This is a genomic window from Variovorax paradoxus (genome assembly GCF_029919115.1).
Taxonomy (GTDB): Bacteria; Pseudomonadota; Gammaproteobacteria; order Burkholderiales; family Burkholderiaceae_C; genus Variovorax; species Variovorax paradoxus_O.
The window spans coordinates 4,208,602-4,223,395 of the sequence record NZ_CP123990.1 but is presented as its reverse complement, the minus strand read 5'-3'; the positions used below and the strand labels follow the sequence as shown (position 1 = coordinate 4,223,395).

16 protein-coding genes and 1 pseudogene are annotated in these 14,794 nt (G+C 66.0%); 14 read left to right on the top strand and 3 right to left on the bottom strand.

The genetic code is table 11. The annotated features are described in order from the left end of the window. Positions 1 to 104: 104 nt before the first annotated feature. From QHG62_RS20350 to QHG62_RS20340, 3 genes and pseudogenes are all read left to right on the top strand, one after another. Positions 105 to 359: pseudogene (locus tag QHG62_RS20350) on the top strand (chromate transporter); the annotation flags it as partial. 58 nt (positions 360 to 417) lie between these two features. Beyond that, the gene (locus QHG62_RS27830) at positions 418 to 732 is read left to right on the top strand and encodes a rhodanese-like domain-containing protein (protein ID WP_432445547.1); all 315 of its coding nucleotides are present in this window, start codon (positions 418 to 420) and stop codon (positions 730 to 732) included. Continuing rightward, the gene (locus QHG62_RS20340) at positions 729 to 1,994 is read left to right on the top strand and encodes an MFS transporter (RefSeq protein ID WP_281147491.1); all 1,266 of its coding nucleotides are present in this window, start codon (positions 729 to 731) and stop codon (positions 1,992 to 1,994) included. The genes QHG62_RS27830 and QHG62_RS20340 overlap by 4 nt, the downstream gene beginning before the upstream one ends. Before the next feature lie 17 nt (positions 1,995 to 2,011). On the opposite strand, the gene QHG62_RS20335 is transcribed toward QHG62_RS20340, so the two are convergent. Then, complete coding sequence (locus QHG62_RS20335) at positions 2,012 to 2,650, bottom strand: TetR/AcrR family transcriptional regulator (protein ID WP_281147490.1); 639 nt, start codon at positions 2,648 to 2,650, stop codon at positions 2,012 to 2,014. A 121-nt stretch (positions 2,651 to 2,771) separates the two neighbouring features. Here QHG62_RS20335 and QHG62_RS20330 point away from each other — a divergent pair, with 121 nt between their 5' ends. Together QHG62_RS20330 and QHG62_RS20325 are read left to right on the top strand one after the other, a co-directional pair. Beyond that, positions 2,772 to 3,275: a DinB family protein gene (locus tag QHG62_RS20330; RefSeq protein ID WP_281147489.1), complete on the top strand. Its 504-nt coding sequence runs from the start codon at positions 2,772 to 2,774 to the stop codon at positions 3,273 to 3,275. 78 nt (positions 3,276 to 3,353) lie between these two features. Next, positions 3,354 to 4,274, top strand: a complete 921-nt coding sequence (locus tag QHG62_RS20325) for an AraC family transcriptional regulator (RefSeq protein ID WP_281147488.1) — start codon at positions 3,354 to 3,356, stop codon at positions 4,272 to 4,274. Positions 4,275 to 4,295: 21 nt separating this feature from the next. On the opposite strand, the gene QHG62_RS20320 is transcribed toward QHG62_RS20325, so the two are convergent. Next, positions 4,296 to 5,204: a LysR family transcriptional regulator gene (locus tag QHG62_RS20320; RefSeq protein ID WP_281147487.1), complete on the bottom strand. Its 909-nt coding sequence runs from the start codon at positions 5,202 to 5,204 to the stop codon at positions 4,296 to 4,298. Between the two features lie 163 nt (positions 5,205 to 5,367). On the opposite strand from QHG62_RS20320, the gene QHG62_RS20315 reads away from it, so the two are divergent. From QHG62_RS20315 to QHG62_RS20275, 9 genes are all read left to right on the top strand, one after another. Then, the gene (locus tag QHG62_RS20315) at positions 5,368 to 6,087 is read left to right on the top strand and encodes a pirin family protein (RefSeq protein ID WP_281147486.1); all 720 of its coding nucleotides are present in this window, start codon (positions 5,368 to 5,370) and stop codon (positions 6,085 to 6,087) included. Between the two features lie 154 nt (positions 6,088 to 6,241). Further along, a complete protein-coding gene (locus tag QHG62_RS20310) occupies positions 6,242 to 6,895 on the top strand; it encodes a hydrolase (RefSeq protein WP_281147485.1) in 654 nt (217 codons plus the stop codon). Positions 6,896 to 6,912: 17 nt separating this feature from the next. Continuing rightward, positions 6,913 to 7,188 (top strand): DUF1427 family protein, encoded by a 276-nt coding sequence (locus QHG62_RS20305; protein ID WP_281147484.1) that lies wholly within the window; start codon positions 6,913 to 6,915, stop codon positions 7,186 to 7,188. A 104-nt stretch (positions 7,189 to 7,292) separates the two neighbouring features. Next, a complete protein-coding gene (locus tag QHG62_RS20300; protein WP_281147483.1) occupies positions 7,293 to 9,182 on the top strand; it encodes an amidohydrolase in 1,890 nt (629 codons plus the stop codon). A 5-nt stretch (positions 9,183 to 9,187) separates the two neighbouring features. Then, positions 9,188 to 9,583: a DoxX family protein gene (locus QHG62_RS20295; protein WP_281147482.1), complete on the top strand. Its 396-nt coding sequence runs from the start codon at positions 9,188 to 9,190 to the stop codon at positions 9,581 to 9,583. Then, a complete protein-coding gene (locus QHG62_RS20290; protein WP_281147481.1) occupies positions 9,576 to 11,171 on the top strand; it encodes an MFS transporter in 1,596 nt (531 codons plus the stop codon). The genes QHG62_RS20295 and QHG62_RS20290 overlap by 8 nt, the downstream gene beginning before the upstream one ends. A 66-nt stretch (positions 11,172 to 11,237) precedes the next feature. Beyond that, positions 11,238 to 12,059, top strand: coding sequence for an alpha/beta fold hydrolase (locus tag QHG62_RS20285; protein ID WP_281147480.1), 822 nt, complete (start codon positions 11,238 to 11,240; stop codon positions 12,057 to 12,059). An 18-nt stretch (positions 12,060 to 12,077) separates the two neighbouring features. Next, positions 12,078 to 12,659, top strand: a complete 582-nt coding sequence (locus QHG62_RS20280) for an AraC family transcriptional regulator (RefSeq protein ID WP_281147479.1) — start codon at positions 12,078 to 12,080, stop codon at positions 12,657 to 12,659. Positions 12,660 to 12,758: 99 nt separating this feature from the next. Beyond that, positions 12,759 to 14,207, top strand: a complete 1,449-nt coding sequence (locus QHG62_RS20275) for a catalase (RefSeq protein ID WP_281147478.1) — start codon at positions 12,759 to 12,761, stop codon at positions 14,205 to 14,207. On the opposite strand, the gene QHG62_RS20270 is transcribed toward QHG62_RS20275, so the two are convergent. Next, complete coding sequence (locus QHG62_RS20270) at positions 14,204 to 14,761, bottom strand: DsbA family protein (protein WP_281147477.1); 558 nt, start codon at positions 14,759 to 14,761, stop codon at positions 14,204 to 14,206. The two genes, QHG62_RS20275 and QHG62_RS20270, sit on opposite strands and share 4 nt — an antisense overlap. Between the last annotated feature and the right edge of the window lie 33 nt (positions 14,762 to 14,794).

Genomic DNA, 14,794 nt, shown 5'->3' with positions numbered 1-14,794 from the left:
GCTGGAGCCGGTGTTACGATGCCGGCTTCGGGAAAACAGCCTCCCGTTCTGCAAAGTTAGACGGTGTCCCGTCCAAGCGCTGGTGACTCATGACGGAGCACTCCGTGGACACCGCCTTGCCTGACGCAACTGACACGCCTCCCGCGCTTTCTGCGCACTCCCAGCCTGTTTCCTTCGCCGAAGCTCTTCGCTTCTGGCTCAGGCTCGGCCTCATCAGCTTCGGCGGGCTCGCGGGCCAGATCGCGATCATGCATGCCGAGCTGGTCGAGCGGCGACGCTGGATCAGCGAGAAGCGCTTCCTGCACGCGCTCAACTTCTGCATGCTGCTGCCCGGGCCCGATGCGCAGCAACTCGCCACCCCGACTCGCTGTTTCTCGCAGACCTTGCTGCTTCCCCAACTGCGCTGAAGGAGCCACCATGGACGTCCGGATTCAACCCTTGCCCTTCGACCCCGCCACGCTGCGCGGCCTGTCGGAAAAGCTGCTCGCCAGCCACCACCAGAACAACTATGGCGGTGCGGTGAAGCGCCTCAACGCCATTCGAACGCAGCTTGCGGCAACGCCGCACGCATCCGTGCCGGGGTTTCAAGTCTACGGACACGAAGTGGGCCGCAGCACCGCAATGCGGCTGCGCGCAATGGGCCTCGATGCGCGGTACTTGCGCGGCGGTTTCGACGGCTGGCAAGCCGCGGGCCTGCCGGTCGAGGCCAAGCCTCCCAGGCTAAGCCGATGAGCGCCGCACCTTCGCCGACGGTGCGCACCGGTCTCGCGAGCCTGCTGCCGGCCGGGGTCGACCCGGGCGCCATCCCCTTGCTCGCCGCGCGCGGACTGCGCGCCTTCGGGGACGGCTACATGGCCGTGTTGTTGCCGGCCTACCTGCTGTCGATCGGCCTGGGTACGCTGGAGGTCGGCGTCGTCGCCACGGCGACGATGCTGGGCTCGGCGCTTGCCACTCTTGCAGTGGGCGCCTGGGGATACCGATTTGCGGGCGGCCGGCTGCTTCGCGGCGCCGCCTTGCTGATGGCGGCCACGGGCCTGGGCTTTGCGGGCCTCACGTCGTTCTGGCCGCTGCTGCTTGTCGCGCTGGTCGGCACGCTCAATCCCAGTTCCGGCGACGTCAGCGTGTTTCTTCCGTTGGAGCATGCCCGGCTGGCTGCCGCGGCGCAGGGCCATGCACGTACGGCGCTGTTCGCACGCTACAGCCTTTTGGGTGCGCTGTGCGCAGCATTGGGTGCATTGGCGGCCGCCGTGCCCGACTGGCTGGTTCGGCACAGCGGGCTCACGCGGCTCGATGCACTGCGCGGAATGTTCGTGATCTACGCGGCCATCGGACTGGCCGTGTTCTGGCTCTACCGGAATCTGCCGGCCCACGCCGGCGGCAGCGGCAACGCAGAGAGCGCGCCCGTCGCCCCGGCCCCGCTCGGGCCGTCACGCCGCGTCGTGATGCGGTTGGCGGCGCTCTTCAGCGTCGATTCGTTTGCGGGCGGATTGGCCATCAACGCACTGATGTCGCTGTGGCTGCTGGAGCGCTTCGGCCTCTCGCTGACGCAAGCGGGCGTGTTCTTCTTCTGGACCGGTCTGCTCGGTGCGGCATCGCAGCTTGCCGCACCCGTGGTCGCCCGGCGCATCGGGCTGCTCAACACCATGGTCTTCACGCACCTGCCTGCCAACGTCTGTCTGGTGCTCGCGGCGCTGGCGCCCAGCTTGCCGATAGCGCTCGGCCTGTTGATGGTTCGCAGTGCGCTTTCTTCGATGGACGTGCCCACGCGAACGGCCTACGTGATGGCGGTGGTCACGCCCGCGGAGCGCAGTGCCGCGGCGAGTTTCACGGCCGTGCCGCGCAGCCTCGCAGCGGCCATCAGCCCGACGATCAGCGGCGCGCTGTTTGCAGCAGGCTGGATCTCGCTGCCGCTCATCGCCTGCGGGCTGCTCAAGATCGGCTACGACCTCGCGCTCTGGCGGGCCATGCGGCGGGACCGGGTGGATGGCGAGTAGCCGTGCGGCGCGCAAGGTCAGGCACGCGGGCTGCCCTTGAGGTATCCGGCCACGAGGCGAGCCCCTTCGTCGACGAGCGCCTCCATCCGCTCTCCGGCCAGGACCTTGGATTGGTGCAGCACAGCGTTGTGCGTCAACGCCTCGATGGTGGTCACGCATACGAATGATGCGAGCTCGAGATCGTCGACGCCGAGTTGGTCTCGAGCCCCTTCCAGGTAAGCGCTGAACAGACTGAAATTCTCCCGGCTGAAGGTCTCCATTCTTTCGAGTTTTCCAACGCGCGGAATCTGCTCGGCAAGCACCCTGTGCAGTTGCGGATCGATCCGATGCGCACGCACCGCGACTGCGACGAACCTGCGCACCGCTTTTTCAAGCGGCTCGCCGGAGACCTCGGCCAGCTCGCTGCGCACCGTTTGCATGATCTGCTGCTGGTGGCGCTCTATGACTGCGGCGACAAGAGCCTCCTTGCTGGGGAAGTATTGATAGAGCGAGCCGATGCTCACGCCCGCAACTTCGGCAATGCGGTTGGTACTCGCCTTGTCGAACCCGTCTTTCACCAGAATGCGAGCAGTTGCCTCGACAAGGCTGTCGACAGTCGCGCGCGACCGCTCTTGAGTCGCAATTTTCCTGGGCCTGGTGACCGGTTTCTTCGCCATTTCTCGAGGTCGTCAATGCGAGTGGAAAAAGCGAATGATCGCTCATATTCTCGAAATACGCAGAAGCGCAAAGCAAATGTCTTGCATGCGAACCGCGCAATCATTCCAGGAGATTCACGACATGAACGACACACTGCATCGGCTCTTCACATTCAAGGCTTGGGCCAACGATCAGCTATTGACGGCGCTCTCTCGCCTTGGCGGCAACTCTCCGGTCACCGGGTTGGCCGTCAAGGCCTTGAGCCACACGTATGTGGTCGACCGCATCTTTGCCGCCCACCTGAGGCGGGAAGCTCATGCGTATTCGTCGGCCAACCTGAGCGAGATGCCAACGCTCGAGGCTCTGGCTGCCGACCTGAGAAGAAGCGACAAGGAATACATCGACTATGTATCGGCGCTCGATCATGCGCAGCTGGCGGAAAAGATCGATTTCGCGTTCACTGACGGCGCACCCGGGCGCATGTCTCGCGAGGAAATGCTCATGCATGTTGTGACGCACGGAGCGGGACATCGCGGGCAGGTCAGCGCGGTGATGCTGCTCAATTCGGTCCCGCCGGCCAGGGATGGCTTTGCAACCTATCTGCACGAGGCGGAAGCCCCGGCGAGAAGGCGGGTTGCCGCCTGAACGCACCCGGGCAGCGCAGCAACTGGCTACCATGCAGTTTTCCCAATCGGCAATCATGGCCTCGCACATCGCTTCCAAATGCTGACTCCCCTTGGCCCCGGCTGCAAATTCGGACAACGGCTCGCATCGCAGTACGGCATCGATGCAATCCAGTCGCTCGTGAGCAGGTCGCATCGCGGGGCGGAGTTGGGCGTTGCGCGCATGCGCTATGAGCTGCCGCATCTGTTTGTGCTGGCGCCGCTGCCCACCGAAGACGCGTTCCTGCTCAGCGTGGAAATCAACTCGGGCGGCAGCCGGCGTATCGTGCGGCACGACGGCAAGTCCCGGCAACTCGGCCTGCAGCAAGAGGGCGCGTTCCACATTGCCGATCTGTCGCAGCGCGCTTCGGCCTACGTGAGCAGTCCGTTCCATTCGATGTTCTTCCATCTGCCGCGTGCAACCATCGATGCGTTCACCGAAGAGATGGAAATGCCCCGTGTCGACCGCTTGTGCTGCACCGCCGGCACGCTCGACCCGGTGGTCGCCAATCTGGGCCGGGCCATGCTGCCGGTGCTGATGCACCCGGAAGATGCGAGCCGGTTGTTCATCGATCACTTGACGATGGCGCTGAAGGCGCATGTGGTGCATGCCTACGGCGGTGTGCCCGGCCCGGCGCCCGTTCGAGGGCGTGGCCTCGCGCCCTGGCAGGAGCGCCGGGCCAAGGAGTTCCTGATGCAGCACCTTGCCCACGACGTGTCGCTGGCCGACGCCGCCCGCGAATGCGCGTTGTCGCGCAGCCACTTCAGCAAGGCCTTCAAGCAGACGACGGGCCAAACGCCGCATGCATGGCTTGTGGCGCAGCGCATTGAAGCGGCGCGCAGCCTGCTGGCGCATCCCGATGTTCCGATTGCGGAGATCGCCAGCAGCTGCGGCTTTTCCGACCAGAGCCATCTGACGCGCGCGTTCACCGCGCACATGGGCACTTCGCCCGCTCGGTGGCGGCGCCTGAACGTCGGTTGATTCAGGGCTGATCGGGGGGGTTCAGGCCGACCTGGGCAAGAGCGCCGGCACCAGCTGCCGGTTCAACTGCTTCACCCACCACTGCAGCGCCTTGCCCTTTGCGCCGGTCTTCCACGCGAGCCAGAACGCCTCGGGTGCGCGCGGTTCTTCGGTCTGTAGCTCGATGAGCGTGCCGCGCGCCAATTCGCCTTCAATGCATGCCCGCGGCAGGAATCCGTGGCCGAGGCCCGCAGCCTGGCAGGCGATCTTGGCGGCCATGGTCGGTACGGCAACGCGGTGCTGGCCGGCGACCAGCCCCACGGTGCGGTCGGACAAGGTGCGCGCGCTGTCGCTCACCACAATGGCGTTGTGCTCCAGCAGGTCGCCGCGATGCAGCGGCCGGTCGAGCCGGGTCAGCGGATGCGTCGGCGACACGCAAAAGGCGAAGTCGAGGCTGCCCACCATCACCGCCTGGTAGCCCCCGCCGGCAGGCCCTTCGCCGGCGGCAATGACGATGTCGGCGCGCCCTTCGCGCAATGCCTCCCAGCTGCCCGTGAGCGCCTCGCAGCCTATGCGCAGCCGCGTGCCGCAGCGCAATGCCTCGAAAGCGCGAATGTCGTCGATGAGCGCCTGCGTGGGAACCAGCGAATCGTGAACCAGCCGCAGCTCCGATTCGAATCCGGTGGCAATTTGCCGCATGCGCGATTCGAGCTCGCCCGCGGCGCCGAGCAGCCATCGGCCTTCCTTCAGCATTTCTTCGCCGGCCGCGGTAAGGGTAACGCGCGGCCCATTGCGCACGAACAGCAGCATGCCCAGCTGCTCCTCGAGCTTGCCCACGGCGTACGAGATGGTCGAGGGCACCTTGTTCAGCCGCGCGCCCGCGGCGGCAAAGGAGCCGTAGCGCGCAATGGCGTCGACGAGTTCGATGGCTTCGAGACTGAGCTTGAGCACGGAAGTCCTTGGAAATGAATCATCGAAAAATTCGATGATGAAGGGATAAAAGTTTCGTCAAAAGGCACGACTGAAAGAAAGATGATTCAGTCATGCCTCGGGAAAATCTCTTCGGGGCCATTGTGAATCAGATCGAACTCAACGACCACCAAGGACCCAGATCATGTTGGAAATTCGCAGCGCCAATGACCGCGGACTCGCAGACTTCGGTTGGCTCAAGTCCCGCCACACCTTTTCTTTCGGCCACTACCACGACCCGGAGCAAGAAGGTTTCTCCGACCTGCTGGTGATCAACGACGACCGCGTGCATCCCGGCCGCGGCTTCGGCACGCATCCGCACCGCGACATGGAAATCTTCTCGTACGTGCTCGATGGTGCGCTCGAGCACAAGGACTCGATGGGCACCGGCTCCGTCATTCGCCCCGGCGACGTGCAGATGATGAGCGCGGGCACCGGCGTGCGCCACAGCGAGTTCAATTCGTCGGCCACCGATCCGCTGCACTTCCTGCAGATCTGGATCGTGCCGAACGCCAAGGGCGTTGCTCCCCGCTACCAGCAAGTGCACTTTGCGGCTGAAGAAAAGCGCGGCCGCCTGCGGTTGATCGTTTCGCCAGAGGGCACCGATGGTTCGCTGGCGGTGCACCAGGACGCACGCGTCTACGCAGGCCTCTTCGACGGCGATGAATCCACGTCGCTCACGCTCGGCCCCGATCGCCATGCCTATGTGCATGTGGCGCGCGGCAGCATCGAAGTCAACGGCCAGCGGCTGGGTGAAGGCGACGGTGCACGGGCGCGCGGCGAACAGCGCCTCGACTTCGCCCGGGGCGAGGGCGCCGAGGTGCTGGTGTTCGACCTGCGCCCGAATGAGTTGCCTTCCTTCTGACAGCGAATGTGCGCCCAGGGCCGGCGCGGACGGCAAATGTCCAAACGGCCCGACTAATCGACAAGACACGCATCGGCGCTGAAACGACGATGCATGCAAGGCAAGACCATTTTTTCAATCACCGACTTTCAATCACCAACTTCCGGAGAACTCCATGTCCATCAAAGCCACCCCCACCGCCGGATCCAAGCTGCTGACCCCCGCCGATCACACGCTGGTCATGATCGACTTCCAGTCGCAGATGGCTTTTGCCACGCATTCGATCGATGCCGTCAACCTGCGCAACAACGCCGCCCTGGTGGCCAATGCAGCGGCCGGTTTCGGCGTGTCGACCATCCTCACGACCGTGGCTGAAAAGAGCTTTTCGGGCCCGATGTTCAGCGAGATCACCGATGCGTTCCCGGGCCAGAAAATGCTCGACCGCACCTCGATGAACACCTGGGAAGACGCCGCGGTGATCGACCGCGTGAACGAGATCGGCAAGAAGCGCATCGTGCTGTCGGGCCTGTGGACCGGCGTGTGCATCGTGGGCCCTGCACTGTCGGCCATCGACCAGGGCTTCGAGGTGTTCGTGATTGCCGACGCCTGCGGCGACGTATCGGCCGAGGCGCACAACCGTGCCATGGACCGCATGGTGCAGGCCGGCGCGCAGCCGATGACCTCGCTGCAATACCTGCTGGAGCTGCAGCGCGACTGGGCCCGCACCGACACCTACGAGCTCACCACCGGCATTGCGAAGAAGTTCGGCGGCGCCTATGGCCTAGGCGTGACCTACGCCAAGACCATGTTCGGCGCCCACGAAGGCTGATTGCTGGAGTGAGAGCAATGAAGCCCTACGTCCTGTCGCTCGCGCTCGGCCTGCTGGTCGGTGTGATCTACGCACTGTTCCAGGTGCGCTCGCCGGCCCCGCCGGTCATCGCCCTCGTGGGGCTGCTCGGCATCCTGCTCGGCGAGCAGATCCCGCCGCTCATCAAGAGCGTGATCAAGCCCGATGCCGTCGCCACCTCGTGGCTGCGGCACCAGGTCAAGCCGCATGTGTTTGGCGAACTGCCGCAATGCGCCAAAGGCCGCCCAGGCGCTGTAACGGGTGAAGACGCATGAGCGATTCATTCGACGAGCAACGCCGCCGGCTTTGCCTTGGCACGCTCGGCGCCGCATTTGCCGGAGCGGCAATGGCCCAACCCAAACCTCCGAGGACACCCGACATGGCCGGAAGCACCGCCCCCCAACTGATCCTGCACAACGGCCGCTTCACCACGCTGGACCGCGCCAACCCTGTGGCCGATGCCGTGGCCATTGCGGACGGCCGCTTCACCCGCGTGGGCCGCGCGCAAGACGTCCTGCCGCTGGCGGACGGCAGCACCCGGGTCATCGACCTGCAGGGCAGGCGCGTGCTGCCGGGGCTCATCGACAACCACCTGCACATCATTCGCGGCGGCCTCAACTTCAACCTCGAGCTGCGCTGGGACGGCGTGCGCAGCCTGGCCGACGCCATGGCGATGCTGAAGCGCCAGGTGGCGATCACGCCCGCGCCGCAATGGGTGCGCGTGGTGGGCGGCTTCACCGAACACCAGTTCGTTGAAAAGCGCCTGCCGACCATCGACGAGCTCAATGCCGTGGCGCCCGATACGCCGGTGTTCCTGCTGCACCTGTACGACCGCGCGCTGCTCAATGGCGCAGCGCTGCGCGCGGTGGGCTACACCAAGGACACGCCCGCGCCGCCCGGCGGCGAGATCGTGCGCGACGCGGCCGGCAACCCGACCGGGCTGCTGCTGGCCAAGCCCAATGCGAGCATCCTGTACGCCACCCTGGCCAAGGGACCGAAGCTGCCGTTCGAATACCAGCTCAACTCCACGCGCCACTTCATGCGCGAACTGAACCGCTTGGGCGTTACCGGCGCCATCGATGCGGGCGGCGGCTTCCAGAATTTTCCCGAGGACTACCAGGTCATCCAGCAACTGGCCGATGCCGGCCAGCTCACCATTCGCCTCGCCTACAACCTGTTCACGCAAAAGCCCAAGCAGGAGAAACAGGACTTTCTCAACTGGACGTCGACGTCGAAGTACAAGCAGGGCGACGACTACTTTCGCCACAACGGCGCGGGCGAAATGCTGGTGTTCTCTGCAGCCGACTTCGAAGACTTTCGCCAGCCGCGGCCCGACATGGCGCCCGAGATGGAAGGCGAGCTCGAAGAAGTCGTGCGCGTGCTGGTGCAGAACAAATGGCCGTGGCGCCTGCACGCCACGTATGACGAAACCATCGACCGTGCGCTCGACGTGTTCGAAAAGGTCGACCGCGACACGCCGCTCGCGGGCCTGAACTGGTTCTTCGACCACTGCGAAACCATTTCCGAGAAATCGATCGACCGCATTGCCGCGCTCGGCGGCGGCATTGCGGTGCAGCACCGCATGGCCTACCAGGGCGAATACTTCGTCGAGCGCTACGGCGCCGGTGCGGCAGCGGCCACGCCGCCGGTCAAGCGCATGCTCGAAAAAGGCGTGAAGGTGTCCGCGGGCACCGACGCCACGCGCGTTGCGTCGTACAACCCGTGGGTGTCGCTCTCGTGGCTGGTTACCGGCAAGACTGTGGGCGGCATGCAGCTCTACCCGCAGCGCAACTGCCTGGACCGCGAGGCCGCGCTTCGCATGTGGACGGAGAACGTCACCTGGTTCTCGAACGAGGTCGGCAAGAAGGGCCGCATCGAAGCCGGCATGCTGGCCGACCTGGTGGTGCCCGACCGCGACTTCTTCGCCTGCCCCGAATCGGACATTGCAGACACCACGGCGCTCCTGACCATGGTCGGCGGCAAGGTGGTGTATGCCGCGGGTCCGTTCAAGCCGCACGACGAAGGCGCGCCGCCGCCGGCCATGCCTGACTGGTCGCCGGTGCGCAGCTTCGGTGGCTATGCCGGCTGGGGCGATGCAGAGGGCGCGCCGCTGCAAAAGGCAATGCGCCACGCGGCCATGGCCTGTGCGTGTGCCAACAACTGCAACGTGCACGGCCACCAGCACGCCACCGCCTGGAGCAGCAAGCTGCCCATTGCAGACCTGAAGAGCTTCTGGGGCGCGCTGGGGTGCGCCTGCTGGGCGGTGTGATGGCCATGCGCTGGACCACTTCACCGGCAGTGCGCTGGGTCGCCTTGCTGCTGCTCTGCGCGGCCTACCTGCAAGGCGGGCTCAACAAGGCCATGGACTTCAACGCCGCCATCGCCGAGATGAACCACTTCGGCCTGTCGCCAGCGGCTCCGCTGGCCGTGGCCGTCATCGTGCTCGAACTGGGCGCCTCGGCGCTCATCCTCACCGGCTTCCTGCGCTGGCTGGGCGCGTTGGCGTTGGGCGGCTTCACGCTGATGGCAACCTTCGTCGCCTTGCGCTTCTGGGAAATGCCGCAGCCCGAGCGCTTCATGGCGGCCAACTCGTTCTTCGAGCACCTGGGCCTTGTAGGCGGCTTTGTGCTGGTGGCCTGGCTCGATCTGAAGGAGCGCACCCATGGCTGATTCCCCCAAGGGCGCCGCCGCTTCGCCGCCCGGTGCCTTCGCTCCCCTGCGCCAGCCGGTGTTCGCGGTGCTTTGGGCCGCCACCGTGCTCGGCAACATCGGCAGCTTCATGCGCGACGTGGCGAGTTCGTGGCTGGTGACCGATCTGTCGGCCAACCCGACCGCGGTGGCGCTGATCCAGACCGCGGCCACGCTGCCGATCTTCCTGCTGGCGATTCCGGCGGGCGTGCTGTCGGACATCCTCGACCGGCGGCGCTTCCTGATCTTTGTGCAGTTGGTGCTCGCGGCTGTGAGCGGCACGCTGCTGGTGCTTTCGCACACGGGCGCGCTCACCGTCGAATACCTGATCGTGCTGACCTTTGTCGGCGGCATCGGCGCGGCGCTCATGGGGCCGACCTGGCAATCGATCGTGCCCGAGCTGGTGCCGCGCAGCGACTTGAAGAGCGCGGTGGCGCTCAACTCGCTGGGCATCAACATCGCGCGTTCCATAGGGCCGGCGGCCGGTGGGTTGATTCTGGCGAGCTTCGGTGCGGCCGTGACCTACGGCATCGACGTGCTGAGCTATGCATTCGTCATTGCGGCGCTGCTGTGGTGGAAGCGCCCCGCGGCCGCCGACACCGGCCTGTCGGAGAACTTCTTCGGCGCCTTCCGCGCGGGTATTCGCTACACGCGGGCGAGCAAGGAGCTGCATGTGGTGCTGCTGCGCGCGGCGGTGTTCTTCCTGTTCGCAAGCTCTGTGTGGGCGCTGCTGCCCCTGGTGGCGCGCCAGATGCTCGGCGGAACCGCCGGCTTCTACGGCGTGCTGCTCGGCGCCGTGGGTGCGGGTGCCATCGGGGGTGCGCTGGTCATGCCGCGGCTGCGTGCCCGGCTCGATGCGGACGGCATGCTGCTGCTGGCTTCGCTGCTCAGCGCGGCGGTGATGGGTGGGCTGGTTTTTGCGCCGCCGCAGTGGCTTGCGGTGGTGCTGCTGTTGTTGCTGGGCCTCGGCTGGATCATTGCGCTCACCACGCTCAACGGCGTGGCGCAGTCCATCCTGCCGAACTGGGTGCGCGGCCGCGGGCTGGCCGTGTACCTCACCGTGTTCAACGGCGCAATGGCGGCCGGCAGCCTGGGCTGGGGACTGGTCGCGCAGCAGATCGGCGTGCCCTACACGCTGGTGGCTGGCGCGGTGGGCCTGGTGGTGGCCGGCCTCATCTTCCACCGGGTGCGCCTGCCCGCCGGCGAGGCCGACCTGCAAGCCTCCAACCACTGGCCCGAGCCCCTCTTGGCCGAACCCGTCGCGCACGACCGCGGGCCGGTGATGGTGCAGGTCGAATACCGCATCCGCAAGGAAGACCGGCCTGCATTCATGGAGGCGGTAAGGCGCCTGTCGCTCGAACGCCGCCGCGACGGCGCCTACGCATGGGGCGTGACCGAGCACACGGGCGACCCGGAGCGGGTGATGGAGTGGTTTCTGGTCGAGTCATGGGCCGAGCACCTACGCCAGCACCAGCGCGTGTCGCATGCCGATGCCGACCTGCAGAACGAAGCCGTGCGCTTTCACATCGGCCCCGGAAAGCCCGAGGTGCACCACTTTCTTTCCCTCTGATCTTCCAAAGCCCGCTTCCTTTTTCTTTTTTCCTTTTCCTCCACTCCCGCTACCACTGAAAAAAACATGACCACACTCACATTGCGCGACGGCACCGAGCTCTACTACAAGGACTGGGGCACGGGCCAGCCCATTCTTTTCAGCCACGGCTGGCCGCTCAGCGCCGACATGTGGGACGCGCAGATGCTGTTCTTCGCGGAACGCGGCTACCGCGCGATTGCATTCGACCGCCGCGGTTTCGGCCGTTCGAGCCAGCCCTGGACGGGCTATGACTACGACACCTTTGCCGACGACATCGCCGAGCTGATCGAGAAGCTCGACCTGAAGAACGTCGTGCTTGCCGGCTTCTCGATGGGCGGCGGCGATGTGACCCGCTACATCGCGCGCAAGGGCAGCGCACGCGTGGCAAAGCTGGCGCTCATCAGCGCCGTGACGCCGCTCTTCATGAAGACCCAGGACCACCCCGTGGGCCCGGACGCATCGCTGTTCGCGAGCATTCGCGCAGGCCTGGCCGCCGACCGCCCGCAGTTCCTGGACGACTTCAGCACGCTCTTCTACGGCACCAACCGCCCCGGCGCCAGCGTGTCGCAGGGCGTCTTCAAGCAGACGCTGCAAATTGCGCTGCAAGCCTCGATCAAGGCCACGATCGATTGCGTGACCGCGTTTTCGGAAACCGACTTCCGCCCCGACATGGCCATGATCGACGTGCCCACGCTCGTGATTCACGGCGACGACGACCAGGTGGTGCCGATCGATGCCACCGGCAGGCTTGCGGCCAAGATGATCAAGGGCAGCCAGTTCAAGGTGTACGAGGGCGCGCCGCACGCCACCTGCACCACCCACAAGGACCAGCTGAACGCCGATCTGCTCGCGTTCATCCAGGGCTGATTCGGGGGCGGCGAGAACATGGGCACGCAAGGCGCTTATGGCGACCTCCTGGGGCGCTACTTCGAGCTGCCTTCCGTGCCCGCTCTGGTGATGCTGCCGGCGCCCAAGGCGCCTTTCGTTGCAACGCGCATCACCTGCCTGCCCGACCAGCTGGGCATGAAGCAAGAGATTCCTCCCGAGGACGCCTTCGTGGTCACCCTGCACCTGGCCGGCGTGGGCCATCACGAGTTGTGGGTGCGCGGCCGGCCATCGGTGGTGCGCGGCTATGCGCGCGGCGCCATCAGCATCGTCGACCTGCGCGACGAGGTGGCGAGCTACCTGGGCAGTCCGCTGGACGCCCTTCATTTTTATGTGCCGCGCGCACTGGTGGACGCCGTGACCGATGCCGCAGGCCTGCCGCGTGTGTGCGGCCTTGCATGCCCGCCGGGGCTGGTCGATCCGGTCATGGAAAACCTGGGCGCGGCGGTGCTGGCGCTGCTCGAGGGCCCGCAGCGCGAGAGCTCCGCCGTGAGCGAGCACCTGGCCATCGCCATATGCGCCCACCTGGTCCATCGCTTCGGAAACAAGCCCGAACGGGCCCGCGGCCGCTTTGCACATTAGTGCGCCCGGCAAGGGTGCACGGCGGGCGACTCTTGTTCAAGACGGGCGCTCCGGGGCGCGGTACACACGAGTCGAGACAACCCCGCACCCGATAACTCAATGACGACCCAGCCCCATCACAGGCCACCCACCTTGACCACGGCCAGCGGCGCGCCCGTTGCGGACAGCCAGCACTCGATCACCGCGGGCCCGCGCGGGCCCATCCTGCGGCAGGACTACCAGATGAGCGAAAAGCTCGCCTACCTGGCGCGCGAACGCATTCCGGAACGGGTGCTGCACGCCAAGGGCGCGGCCGCCTTCGGTACGCTGCGAATCACGGGCGACATCTCGCGCTACACGCGGGCGCGGGTGCTGCAGCCGGGGCAAACGACGCCGGTGCTGGTTCGCTTCTCAGTGTTGACGGGCGAACAGGGCTGCGCCGACGCCGAGCGCGACCTGCGCGGCTTCGCCTTGAAGGCCTATACCGAAGAAGGCAACTGGGACCTCGTCGGCAGCCACTTGCCGGTGGCCTGCATACGCGATCCGCAGAAATTTCCGGACCTGGTGCGCGCGCTCAAGCGGCACCCGGTAACGCACCTGCGCTCGCCCACGGCAACCTGGGACTTCTGGTCGCTGTCGCCCGAGAGCCTGCACCAGATCTTGATGCTGTTCTCGGACCGCGGCCTCCCGGCGGGCTTTCGGCACATGCATGCCTATGGCGCGCATGCCTTCGGGCTGGTCAATGCCGCCAATGAAAGGGTGTGGGTCAAGTTTCACCTCAAGACGCTGCAGGGTATTCGGTGCCTCACGAATGCGCAGGCCCGCGAGGTGATTGCCGACGACCGCGAGAGCGCGCAGCGCGACCTGTTCGACGCCATCGAAAAAGGCGAGTGCCCGCGCTGGTCGCTGCAGATCCAGGTGATGAGCGAGGCACAGGCGGCGCAGTTGCCGTTCAACCCGTTCGACGCCACCAGGGTCTGGCCGCAGGCTGAGTTTCCGCCGGTCGAAGTCGGCGTTCTTGAGCTGAACGCCAACCCCGACAACTATTTTGCGCAGGTCGAACAGGCCACCTTCAATCCGGCCAACATCGTTCCGGGCATCTGCTTTTCGCCCGACAAGCTGCTGCAGGGGCGGCTGCTGGCCTATGCCGATGCGCAGCGCTACCGCGTCGGTACGCATCACGAGGCGCTGCCTGTCAACCGGCCACTGTCGCCGGTGCATACCTACCATGCCGACGGCGCCATGCGGCTGGATGTGCCGCCGCGCACCAATGCCTACTACGAGCCCAACTCGTTCGGAGGCCCGCGCCCGGACCGCACGCTGGCCGAGCCGCCTCTGCCGCTGGAAGGCGATGCCATGCGCTTCGATGACCGCCAGGGGCTGGGCGACCACGCGCAGGCGGCCGTGTTGTACCGTGGCATGGACGAGGGCCACAGGCAGCGGCTGTTCGAGAACATTGCGCGCTCGATGGCCGGCGTGCCCGAGGCCATCCAGCGGCGCCAGGTGGCGCACTTCAGGCTGGTCGACGCCTCGCTGGGCGAGGGCGTGGCGCAGCGGCTTGGTCTTTAGCCGGCTTGGGGGCCGTCGAGCAAACGCTGGATGGTGTCTCGCAGCTGCTGCAGCCCGAAGGACACGTCCGTGAAGTGTTCATTCACATAGAAGGTGGGCGTGGCCCGCACGTGCAGCCGATTGCCGATTTCGATCTGTTCTTGCACGCGCTGGCGGTAGACGCCGTCCTTCAGTTCGTTTTCGAAGCGCGGCATGTCCAGGCCAAGCTGCGCCGCGTAGCCGCTCAAATGGCGCGCATCGAGCTGGTTCTGGTGATTGAAAAGCAAGTCGGCGTAGGGCCAGAACCGGCCCTGCGCCCCCGCTGCTTCGGCGGCCTCTGCCGCCAGTTCCGCATGCGCATGCACTTCGCGCAGCGGAAAGTGCCTGAAGACAAAGCGCACGCGCTCTCCGAAGTGCTGCAGCATGAACTGCACCGCCGGATGCGCCTGGCGGCAGGACGGGCACTCGAAATCACCAAATTCGACAACGGTGACCGCGGCCGAGGCGGGGCCGGCGATGTGGTCGACCGCCGGATCGGGAACGAGAACTGAACGGGGCTGAGGCGATGTCGTCATACGGCCTTGCGAAGGGAGTGTGGGTTGGAAAGA